The organism is Chloroflexota bacterium (assembly GCA_016197225.1).
GTDB lineage: Bacteria > Chloroflexota > Anaerolineae > Anaerolineales > VGOW01 > VGOW01.
Map to the genome: position 1 here is coordinate 58,405 of JACPWC010000119.1, position 10,938 is coordinate 69,342.

The 10,938-nt window shown below is 57.9% G+C and carries 11 protein-coding genes and 1 tRNA gene; all 12 read left to right on the top strand.

The annotated features are described in order from the left end of the window. The first annotated feature begins 109 nt into the window (after positions 1 to 109). The 12 genes from HYZ49_20195 (at position 110) to HYZ49_20250 (ending at position 10,911) form a co-directional block, all read left to right on the top strand. Positions 110 to 760, top strand: a complete 651-nt coding sequence (locus HYZ49_20195; GenBank protein ID MBI3244607.1) for a sigma-70 family RNA polymerase sigma factor — start codon at positions 110 to 112, stop codon at positions 758 to 760. An 86-nt stretch (positions 761 to 846) separates the two neighbouring features. Further along, a complete protein-coding gene (locus HYZ49_20200) occupies positions 847 to 1,158 on the top strand; it encodes a hypothetical protein (protein ID MBI3244608.1) in 312 nt (103 codons plus the stop codon). 271 nt (positions 1,159 to 1,429) lie between these two features. Beyond that, the gene (locus HYZ49_20205; protein ID MBI3244609.1) at positions 1,430 to 3,466 is read left to right on the top strand and encodes a serine protein kinase; all 2,037 of its coding nucleotides are present in this window, start codon (positions 1,430 to 1,432) and stop codon (positions 3,464 to 3,466) included. An 84-nt stretch (positions 3,467 to 3,550) separates the two neighbouring features. Beyond that, positions 3,551 to 4,645 (top strand): DUF444 family protein, encoded by a 1,095-nt coding sequence (locus HYZ49_20210; GenBank protein ID MBI3244610.1) that lies wholly within the window; start codon positions 3,551 to 3,553, stop codon positions 4,643 to 4,645. A gap of 60 nt (positions 4,646 to 4,705) precedes the next feature. After that, complete coding sequence (locus HYZ49_20215) at positions 4,706 to 6,181, top strand: SpoVR family protein (GenBank protein ID MBI3244611.1); 1,476 nt, start codon at positions 4,706 to 4,708, stop codon at positions 6,179 to 6,181. A 238-nt stretch (positions 6,182 to 6,419) separates the two neighbouring features. After that, positions 6,420 to 6,839, top strand: a complete 420-nt coding sequence (locus tag HYZ49_20220; GenBank protein MBI3244612.1) for a succinate dehydrogenase, cytochrome b556 subunit — start codon at positions 6,420 to 6,422, stop codon at positions 6,837 to 6,839. 45 nt (positions 6,840 to 6,884) lie between these two features. Further along, complete coding sequence (locus HYZ49_20225; GenBank protein ID MBI3244613.1) at positions 6,885 to 7,379, top strand: hypothetical protein; 495 nt, start codon at positions 6,885 to 6,887, stop codon at positions 7,377 to 7,379. Continuing rightward, a complete protein-coding gene (locus HYZ49_20230) occupies positions 7,376 to 9,172 on the top strand; it encodes a succinate dehydrogenase flavoprotein subunit (protein MBI3244614.1) in 1,797 nt (598 codons plus the stop codon). Before HYZ49_20225 ends, HYZ49_20230 begins: the two co-directional genes overlap by 4 nt. Positions 9,173 to 9,253: 81 nt before the next feature. Next, positions 9,254 to 9,961 (top strand): succinate dehydrogenase iron-sulfur subunit, encoded by a 708-nt coding sequence (locus HYZ49_20235; protein ID MBI3244615.1) that lies wholly within the window; start codon positions 9,254 to 9,256, stop codon positions 9,959 to 9,961. Positions 9,962 to 10,111: 150 nt separating this feature from the next. After that, positions 10,112 to 10,183: transfer RNA gene (locus HYZ49_20240), tRNA-Arg, on the top strand. A gap of 49 nt (positions 10,184 to 10,232) precedes the next feature. Further along, positions 10,233 to 10,595, top strand: coding sequence for a DUF433 domain-containing protein (locus HYZ49_20245; protein ID MBI3244616.1), 363 nt, complete (start codon positions 10,233 to 10,235; stop codon positions 10,593 to 10,595). Next, positions 10,579 to 10,911 (top strand): DUF5615 family PIN-like protein, encoded by a 333-nt coding sequence (locus HYZ49_20250; GenBank protein ID MBI3244617.1) that lies wholly within the window; start codon positions 10,579 to 10,581, stop codon positions 10,909 to 10,911. The genes HYZ49_20245 and HYZ49_20250 overlap by 17 nt, the downstream gene beginning before the upstream one ends. The last annotated feature ends 27 nt before the right edge of the window (positions 10,912 to 10,938 follow it).

The following is a 10,938-nucleotide window of genomic DNA, read 5'->3' on the forward strand; positions in this document are numbered from 1 at the left end:
CCTTACTGTAGGATTAGAAAAGACTGAGTCAATCAATCTTGAAGCGCGACTATGGTATATTGTTTGTTGGATATCCGTTGCATTCCCGGGTACAAAACAGACAGGCAACATGTTCCCGCGTTCAAATCAGGACTGGTTGTGGGCGCTCAACGAATCGCCCGGCGAGGCTCAGACCGAGGCGCTGGATGAATTGCACGATTTCCTCCTGCGCGCTGTTCTGGTTTACCTGTCTCAAAACCGCCATGAGTTGGCCGAGTGGGGACGGCAAGCGGTGCGCGGCCTGGCCGAAGACCTGGCCCAGGAAGCCCTGCTTGAAGTGCGCGACAACCTGCACACCTTTCGCGGCGAGTCCAAATTTACTACCTGGGCCTGCCGCGTCGTCATCAACCGCGCCGCCAGCGAATTGCGACGGCGGCGCTACAGCGACCTCTCGCTCGACAGCCTGCGCGAAAACGAACCGGCGGTCTTCCAATCCCTCGTCGCCGACAAAGAAAGGGCCGAACCGGAACACCTGGCCGAACGGCGCAACTACCTGGCCCTGCTCCGCGAGATCGTCGAGACCGAACTTGGCGAGCGCCAGCGTTTGGCCGTCATCGCCGTTCACTGGCAGGGCCGTTCGATGGACGAAGTGGCCGAGGCGCTCGGCCTCTCCCGCAACGCCCTTTATAAACTCTTGCACGACGCCCGCAAAAACATCCGCGACCAGCTCATCGCCCGCCACCTCACCCCGGGCGATATCTTGGCCGCCTTCGAGGAATAGTGGTAAGATAACGCCTACCCAAAGCGTCTAACCTATTGGTGCAGGGAGCAACAATTCTGCCAAATCTTCTCACCGGGAGAGCAAACGTGGACCGCATTCAACTACTGCACTGGCTGGATCAGATTTATTCGACGCACGACACGGAGATTGACTGCGAAACACTAAGAGAGATTCTTCCGGTTTACGTGGATGCCGAAATAACCGGCAATGGCCGGACTCCCTTGGGCGACCGCCTCGTGCCCGTCACCGTTCACCTGGCCCAGTGCCCCGACTGCGCCGAAGAACATGCCGCCCTGCTTACCGTAGCCCGCATGTTGGCCGACGGCGCCCTGCCGCAAGCCGAAAAACTCCTGGCCACCTTCGAGGAAGAAGAGACGTTGGAAGGCGAAGTCGTGTAAACAAACCGGTTTTCGATAAACCGCCCAGACACCAAATGTTCGCTTCGCGAAAACACTTGGTGTCTGGGCGGTGTTGTTTAAGACGAAGCTCCCCTTTAGTCATAATTCACTACTTGTCCTCAAACTATTTCTACCGATTTTCGACCAAACCCTAACCAAACCGTCGTAAGACGCCGCCCATTCACATCGTCCAATCTATCAAGACCGACACCATTTGTCGGCACTGATGTCTTAACGACTGCTGTTTGTCAGTCAAAAAATGGAGATGAACATGGGCCAAACATCCATCCTGTCCAAGATCGAACAATTGCAAGACGCCGGCAATTTTCGCGGCCAGCACTGGGAAGGCACATTTGAGGAGTATCTCGACATCGTGCGCCACGATCCCAAAGTGGCCCGCTCGGCCTTCCAGCGTCTTTACGACATGATCGTTTCTTACGGCAGTGAGGAATACAGCCGCAACCGTGAGACTCTGATTCACTACCGCTTCTTCGACGACCCGGTTGAGAACGGCAAGGACGCCGTCTTTGGGCTGGACAAGCCGCTCATGGAGTTGGTGCGCATCTTCCAGTCGGCGGCCCGGCGCTACGGAACCGAGCGCCGTGTTTTGCTCCTGCATGGCCCGGTCGGCACGGCCAAGAGCACCATCGTCCGCCTGCTCAAGAAAGGCCTCGAGGCTTACACTCGCACCGAAGCCGGCCGCCTGTACTCCTTCTATTGGCTTCCACCAGACGGCGAGCGCATGGATTGCCCCATGCACGAAGACCCGCTCCACCTCATCCCGCCGGAATTTCGGGCGGCGGTTTTGCAGGAGCTAAACGCCGGCAACAGCAACTACGACCGGGTCGAAATCGAAGGCGACCTGTGCCCGGCTTGCCGCTACGTCTACAACCGCCTGTTGCAACAAGCCGATGGCAACTGGCTAGAGGTGGTCAAACAAGTGCGCGTCAAGCGGCTCCTGCTTTCGGAAAAGGATCGGGTCGGCATCGGCACCTTCCAGCCAAAAGACGAGAAGAACCAGGACTCAACCGAACTGACCGGCGACATCAACTACCGTAAGATCGCCGAATACGGCTCCGACTCGGATCCGCGCGCCTTCAACTTCGATGGCGAACTCAATATTGCCAATCGCGGCCTGGTCGAGTTCATAGAAATCCTCAAGCTCGATGTGGCCTTCCTCTACGACCTGCTCACCGCCTCGCAGGAACACAAGATCAAGCCCAAGAAGTTTGCCCATACCGACATTGACGAAGTCATCATCGGCCACACCAACGAGGCCGAGTACCGCCGCCTGCTCAGCAACGAGTACATGGAAGCCCTGCGCGACCGGACGATTAAGATTGACGTCCCTTACGTCACCCGCTACAGCGACGAAGTGCAGATTTACCAACGCGACTTCAATGACCGCCGGGTGGTGGGCAAGCACATTGCCCCGCACACTTTGGAGATTGCCGCCCTGTGGGCGGTGTTGAGCCGCCTCGAGGAACCCAAACGCGCCGGCCTCACCCTCCTGCAAAAACTCAAACTGTACGACGGGCGCGTCATCCCCGGCTTTACCGAAGACAGCGTCATGGAATTGCAGGCCGAAGCCAAACAGGAAGGCATGATCGGCGTCTCGGCCCGTTACATTCAGGACAAGCTTTCCAACGCGCTGGTGAGTGATCAGAGTCGCACTTGCATCAACCCCTTCCTGCTCATGCGCGAACTGGAAACCGGCCTGAAGCACCACTCGCTCATCACCAACGACGAACAACGCAAACGCTACCGCGAATTGCTGGCCGTGGCCCGCGCCGAATACGACGAGATCGTCAAGAACGAAGTCCAGCGGGCCATCACCGCCGACGAAGCCGCCATCAAACGGTTGAGCGCCAACTACATTGACAACATCAAGGCCTACACCCAGCGCCAAAAAGTGCGGAACGCCTACACCGGCCAGGACGAGCCGCCCGACGAACGGCTGATGCGCTCAATTGAAGAGAAGATCGAAATTCCCGAAGCCCGCAAGGACGACTTCCGCCGGGAGATTATGAACTACATCGGCGCGCTGGCGATTGACGGCAAGACGTTTAGCTGGGACTCGAACGACCGCCTGCGCCGCGCTCTCGAACTCAAGCTCTTTGAAGATCAAAAGGACTCAATCAAGCTCACCAGCCTGGTCTCGAACGTGATTGACAGCGAAACACAGGAGAAGATTGAAGTGGTGAAGAGCCGGTTGATCAAGAATTTGGGCTATTGTGATGTGTGCGCGACGGATGTGTTGAACTATGTGGCAAGTATTTTTGCCAGAGGTGACACGTCACAAAAGTGAAACGGCAAACGTCAAACGACAAACGCGCTTCGCGAGTCGTTTGACGTTTGGCCCGAAGTTGTGATTGGGTAGGAGTGATAAGCCATGATACTAGCGATTGAACAGGACGCCAGCCGGTTCCGGCAAATTGTGCGCGGCCAGGTGCGCCAGAATTTGCGCAAGTACATGTCCAACGGCGAATTGATTGGCCGCCAGGGCAGGGACTTGGTCAGCATCCCGATCCCGCAGATTGAACTGCCGCACTTTCGTTTTGGCAACGGGCAGGGCGGGGTGGGCCAGGGCGACGGTGAACCCGGCACGCCGCTCGGCCCCGGCCAGCCGGGAAACGGCGATGGCGTGGCCGGCGATCAGCCCGGCGCGCACATTCTCGAAGTGGAATTGACACTGGAAGAGTTGGTGCAGATGCTGGGCGAGGAGCTTGGCCTGCCCCGAATCCAGCCCAGGAGCAAGAATCACGTTCAGGGCGAAACCACCCGCTACACCGGCATCCGTCGCGTCGGCCCGGAAGGCCTGCGCCACTTCAAACGGACGTATCGCGAAGCCCTCAAGCGGCAAATGGTGTCCGGCACGTATAACCCTCAGCGCCCGGCCATCATCCCCATTCACGACGACAAGCGCTATCGCTCGTGGAAGACTTACCCGCGCCCGGACAGCAACGCCGTCATCATTTACATGATGGACGTGTCGGGAAGTATGACTCAGCGCAAGAAAGAGCTGGTGCGATTAACGGCTTTCTGGATCGACTCCTGGCTGAAGGCTCACTACAAGAATCTGGTGACGCGCTACCTTGTCCACGATGCCGCCGCCCACGAAGTGGACGCCCACACTTTTTTCCACGTCCGCGAGAGCGGCGGCACCAAGATTTCGTCGGCCTACGAACTGTGCCGCGACATCATTCGCAAAGATTATCCGGCTGACGAGTGGAACTTGTACGCTTTTCATTTTTCCGATGGCGAGAATTTTGGCGACGAGGACGACAAACGATGCCTGGCTCTGTTGAAAGAAGAGTTGTTGCCGCCGATGAATTTGTTCTGCTACGGACAGGTGCAGGGCGGGTATGGCCGCCAGTTCATGGAAACGCTGGGCGATGTCCATAACGAAAAGCTGGCGACGGCCAAAATCAACGAGGACGGGGATGTTTATTCGGCGATCAAGACGTTTTTGGGGAAAGGTGTGTAAAGTCAAACGACAAACGTCAAGGTTTTACGTTTTACGTTTGTCGTTTGCTGGAGATAAGGAATGTCGCTCTCGCTTGATCTTCTCGAACTACAATGCGTCATCGAAGGCTACGCCCGCGAGTTTGGGCTGGACTTCTTCGAGACGCGCTTTGAGATGCTCGACTACCGGACGTTGAACCAGGTGGCGGCCTACGATGGCTTCCCGACGCGCTACCCGCACTGGCGCTTTGGCATGGAATACGAGCGCCTGTCGAAGTCTTATGCTTACGGCCTGCACCGCATTTACGAGATGGTGATCAACACCGACCCGTGCTATGCCTACCTGCTGGCAAGCAATCTGCGAGTCGATCAGAAGCTGGTGATGGCCCACGTTTACGGCCACTGTGATTTCTTCAAGAACAATTTGTGGTTCGCCCACACCAACCGCAAGATGTTGGACGAGATGGCGAACCACGCCACCCGCGTCCGCCGCCACATCGAACGGCAGGGCATTGACAAGGTCGAGGCCTTCGTTGATACCTGCCTCTCGCTCGACAACCTGATTGACATTCACGCCGCCGGGATTCGGCGGCGACCGCATCCCACTTCAGAGACGGCTGAACCCGAGTCGGTGCGGAAACTTCCGGCGAAGGAATACATGGATCAGTTTATCAATCCGCCGGAATTTTTGGCCGAGCAACAGCGCAGGATCGAAGCCGCCGAGCAGGCGCGTCAGCATTTCCCCGAGTCGCCGGAGCGCGACGTTCTGCTCTTCCTGCTCGAAAACGCGCCGCTGGCTCACTGGCAACACGACATCCTCGACATCATTCGCGAGGAAGCCTATTACTTTGCGCCGCAACGCCAGACGAAAATTATGAATGAAGGCTGGGCCGTGTTCACCCACACTCACATCATGACCGAAAAGGCCATGACGCCCGACGAATTGATTGACTACGCCGAGCATCACTCCGGCGTGGTTGCCACGCACGGGGGCCGCCTCAATCCTTACAAGCTGGGCTTCGAGTTGTTCCGCGACCTTGAAGACCGCTGGAATCGGGGCGCATTCGGGGCCGAGTACGAGGCCTGCCATGATTACAGGACGCGCAAGGAGTGGGACAAGAAGGTGGGTCTGGGGCGGCAGAAGGTGTTTGAAGTGCGGCGCATCTACAACGACATCGGCTTCATTGACGAGTTTCTTACTGAAGATTTTGCCCGCGAGCAAAAGCTCTTTACCTTTGCTTATAACGACGAGACCGAAAATTACGAGATCGCCAGCCGTAAGTTTCAGGACATCAAGCGCGGCCTGCTCTTTCAACTGACCAACTTCGGCCAGCCGTTGATTGAGGTGGTGGACGCCAATTACGGCAACCGGGGCGAGCTTTATTTGATGCACCGTCACGTGGGCGTTGACCTTGATCTGCCGTTTGCCGAAGAGACTCTGCGAAACCTGTACGCCGTTTGGATGAGGCCGGTTTACATTGAGACGGTGGTCGAAGACGAAGGGCCGGTGTTGTTCAGCCACGGCGCAGATGGCGGCGTGAGGCGGAAGCTGGACTGACGCTTGGACTTTTCTTTTGGTAAGTCAGACCGGATTGGAAAGCAAATTCCAATCCGGTTTTGATTCTTGGCAGATCTGTAGAGCGAGTTGCCAACTCGCTCTACAACTGATTCTCGGCAAGAGACCGGACATTAATCATCCGAAGATATTACATATTACATTCAACGTTTAGCCGCTGTAACGCCTCTGTGCTACAATTTCACCCGCTTCAATTCTTCTACCCTCACGGAGACTCTTCATGGCAACCCTCATCAACACCCTTTGGGAAGGGGTGCGCTACCGCGGCGGCATCGGCCACTGGGCCTATCAATTTCACCGCCTGGCCGGTCTGGCCACCCTCCTCTTCCTCATCATCCACATCCTGGATACAGCCACCGTCTACTTCTTCCCCAACCTCTATCAACACGCAATTGAACTTTACCGGAGCACACCCTTCATGCTCGGCGAGATTGCCCTCGTGGCCGGCGTGCTCTACCATGGCCTCAACGGCCTGAAGATCATCATCTTCGACTTCTGGCCGCAGTTGTGGACGCACGACCGGGAAGTGAGAGCGACCTGGGCGGTGATGGCCGGCACTTTCATTCTCTGGTTGCCAGCCGCCATTTTGATGGGCAACAGCCTCGTCCAATGTAACTTCCTCAATGCCTGTGGAGGCTAAACTGTGACTGCTACAACTTCTTCTCCAACTCTCCGGAAAGCGGACGTGCCCCGCACGTTCGACACCTGGGCCTGGTTGTTCATGCGCTGGAGCGGCATCGCCCTCCTGCCGCTGGCTTGGGGGCACGTGCTCTTGCAAGATGTGATCGTCGGCGTGCATCGTATTGATCTCAATTACGCCGCCTGGCGCTGGAGTTTCATCGGCTGGCAGATTTACGACATTGCTCTGCTGGGCTTCGCCTTCGCCCACGGCATGAACGGCCTGCGCTACGTGGTGAACGATTACGTCCACCACGAAAATTTGAGAAAGACGCTGAACCGCCTCATCTTTTTTGCCTGGCTGGTCATCACTGCCGTCGGCGGCATCGCCATCTTTGGCAGCCGAGCCGCAAACGCCAACCTCACCTTTGATCGCGGCGGCGAAGCTGTCGGCTTTGGCGTCACCATTGGCAATAGCGGGGTCACCTCACTGGCGGTTGTTGGCGCCGTTATCGTCGTCGTCGCCCTGGCCTTTCTGACGTTGAGGAGGGGGAAGAAATGACTCAACATCATCAATTCGACGCCGTCATCGTCGGCGCGGGCGGGGCGGGACTGATGGCCGCCCTGCACGCCAGCAAAACCGCCAACGTGGCCGTCGTCTCCAAGTTGTACCCGACTCGTTCTCACACCGGCACCGCCCAGGGCGGCATCGCCGCCGCGCTTGGCAATATGGAGCCGGACTCGTGGGAGTGGCACATGTACGACACCGTCAAAGGCGGCGACTATCTGGTGGATCAGGACGCCGCCGAGATTCTGGCCCGCGACGCGATTGAGGCCATCATCGAACTGGAGCACATGGGCCTGCCCTTCGACCGCACGCCCGAGGGCAAGATCGAACAACGCCGCTTCGGCGGCCACACCGCCAACTTTGGCGAGAAGGCCGTGATGCGCGCCTGCAAGGCCGCCGACCGCACCGGCCACATGATCCTGCAAACTCTGTTCCAGCAGTGCATCAAGAACAAAGTCAACTTCTTCAACGAGTTCTTCGTCACCGACGTGATCCTCGAAGACAACGTTTGCCGGGGCGTGGTGGCGATTGAAATGGCGACCAGCGAAATCCACGTCTTCCACGCCAAGGCGGTGCTGATCGCCGCCGGCGGCTTTGGCAAGATGTTCCAGGTCACGTCCAACGCCCACACCCTCACCGGTGACCCCGTGGCCGCGCTCTACCGTCGCGGCGTCCCGCTGGAAGACATGGAGTTCTTCCAGTTCCACCCGACCGGCATTTACAAGATGGGCATTCTGCTCTCCGAAGCGGCGCGTGGCGAGGGCGCGGTGTTCATCAACGACAAGGGCGAGCGCTTCATGGAGCGTTACGCGCCCACACTCAAAGACCTCGCGCCCCGCGATATGGCTTCGCGCTATATCTATCAGGAAGTGCGCGACGGGCGCGGCATCGGCGGCAAGGACTACGTTTACATGGACTTCCGCCCCGAGACCATCAACCGCCTCAAGAGCGGGCCGGGCGGCAAGGAAGTCACCCGCGAGCATCTCGAAAAAGCCCTGCCCGACATCCTGGAATTTGCGCGAGTCTATCTGGGCATTGACCCGATGAAAGACCCGGTTCCCATTCAGCCGACGGCTCACTACGCCATGGGCGGCATCCCCACCGACGTGGATGGCCGGGTTCTGGCCGACAATTCCAAAGCCGTCGCCGGTTTGTACGCCGCCGGTGAGTGCGCCTGCGTGTCGGTGCATGGCGCGAACCGGCTCGGCACTAATTCACTGGTGGACCTGGTGGTGTTTGGGCGGCGCGGCGGCAAGCACATGGCCGACTTTTGCAAGCAGGCAACGTTCGCCCCTCTGCCGGCCAATGCCGCCAGAGACACCGCCGCCGAGTTCGACCGGTTGCACGCCGGCAAGGGCCACGAGCGCCCGGCGGCTCTTCGCAACACGATGCAAAAGGCGATGACGGGCGATGTCGGCGTCTTCCGCAACGAGGCCGACATGGAACGGGCGCTGGACACTGTCCGCGAGTTGAAGGAGCGTTACCGGAATGTGAAGATTGACGACACCGGCAAAATTTTCAACACCGATGTGCTGGAGACGTTTGAGCTGGGCTGTTTGCTCGACCTGGCCGAGATTACGGCGGCGGCGGCCCTGCGCCGCACCGAGAGCCGCGGCGGCCACTCCCGCGAAGATTATCAGGCCCGCGACGATGCCAACTGGCTCAACCACAGTATGGCCTACTGCGCCATGAACGGGGCCGCCGTCGGCGTGACGGCGGGCGACATCAAGTTCGACAAGAAGCCAGTCGTCATCACCAAATTCCAGCCGAAGGAACGGAAGTATTAGACAACGGATTCAACGAATGAAGCGGATTCTTGTTTTCATCATCCGATAAATTCGTTTCATCCGTTGTCAAAGAGAAATGACATGAAAGTTCATCTCAAAATCAAGCGCTTCAACCCCGAGAAAGACGCCAAACCTTACTGGGCCGAGTACGATCTGGAAGTGGAACCGACCGACCGCGTCCTGGACGCCTTGCACCAGGTGAAGTGGTACCACGACGGCACGTTCAATTTGCGGCGCTCGTGCGCTCACGGCGTGTGCGGCTCGGACGCGGTGCGCATCAACGGCCAGAACCGGCTGGCTTGCAAAGTGCTGATTCAAGACGTGGGCGCAAACATTGTCGTCGAGCCGATCCTGGGCATGAAGGTGATCAAAGACCTGATCGTGGACATGGAGCCGTTCTTCGATCACTACAAGTCGGTGATGCCGTATTTCGTCAACGATACGCCCCTGCCTGAAGATGGCCGGGAGCGGCGGCAAAGCATTGTGGATCGCGAACGTTTTGACGAAGGCACCAAGTGTATTCTATGCGCCTGTTGCACCACCTCCTGCCCGTCGTTCTGGGCCAACGGCGACTACGTCGGCCCGGCGGCGGTGGTGCAGGCTCACCGCTTCATCTTCGACAGCCGCGACACGGCGGCGGCCCAGCGGCTGGAAGTGCTCAACCAGCAGTTCGGCGTGTGGAAGTGCCGCACGGCCTTCAATTGCACCAACGCCTGCCCGCGCGACATTCCGGTGACGCAGTTGATTGGCGAAGTGAAGAAGGCGCTGGTGACGGGCGAGATCAAATAAAAGGCTCAGACTTCCGAAGTCTTGGAGACTTCGGAAGCCTGGATTCCAATTGCAAAATCCGGCCAGCGCGAGTAAGTTTGCCCGCACTGGCCGGATTATTTTTAGAGGAGTCATTGTATAATTTTGTCGGCGCGACTTATGCGCCGCTACGCCCCAGTAGTTCAACGGATAGAACAGGGCACTCCTAAGGCTCTGATGTGGGTTCAATTCCTGCCTGGGGCACAAAAGCCGAAGCGCCTTTGGGGCGCTTCAGTTGTCAAAGGAAATCGCTATGACAATCGCTACTCGCGCTTCACGCAAACGCACCCCAAAACGCCGCCGGGCGAAGACCACGCCAAATGGCGCACATATCATTTCCACGCCCGGCATTTGCGGCGGCAGGCCGCGCATTGTCAAGCATCGCATCACCGTGGAAAATGTGGTGATCTGGCATGAGCGGATGGGGCAAAGCGCCGATGAGATTGCCGCCGACTACGACCTGACCTTGGCCGAAGTCTATGCAGCGATTGCCTACTACTACGACCACCGGGTTGAAGTAGACAAATCTATTCGGGCTGGTGAAGCTTATGCCAACGCCATGCGCGTTTCCATTCCCTCTAAAGTTCAGGCAAAGCTGAGTGGCCGACAGAATTAAGTTCTACATGGATGAACATGTGAATCCTGCCGTAGCACGCGGGTTGCGCCAGCGTGGGGTGGACGCACTGACGGCGCAAGACGCTGAGATGCTTGACTCGGAAGATGAACAACATCTAGCATTTGCTGCTTCTCAGGAGCGAGTGACTGTCAGTCAGGGCGCGGATTTTCTACGGCTACATGATGCAGGCATCTCTCACAGCGGCATTCCTTACGCGCCTCAGCACACGCCTGTCGGTGTAATGGTGCGTGGACTCATGCTGATTTATGACGTTCTAAATCCGGACGATATGCGCAATCACATTGAGTTCTTGTGACTCTTTTTCAGGAATCGGCCTTGCAAT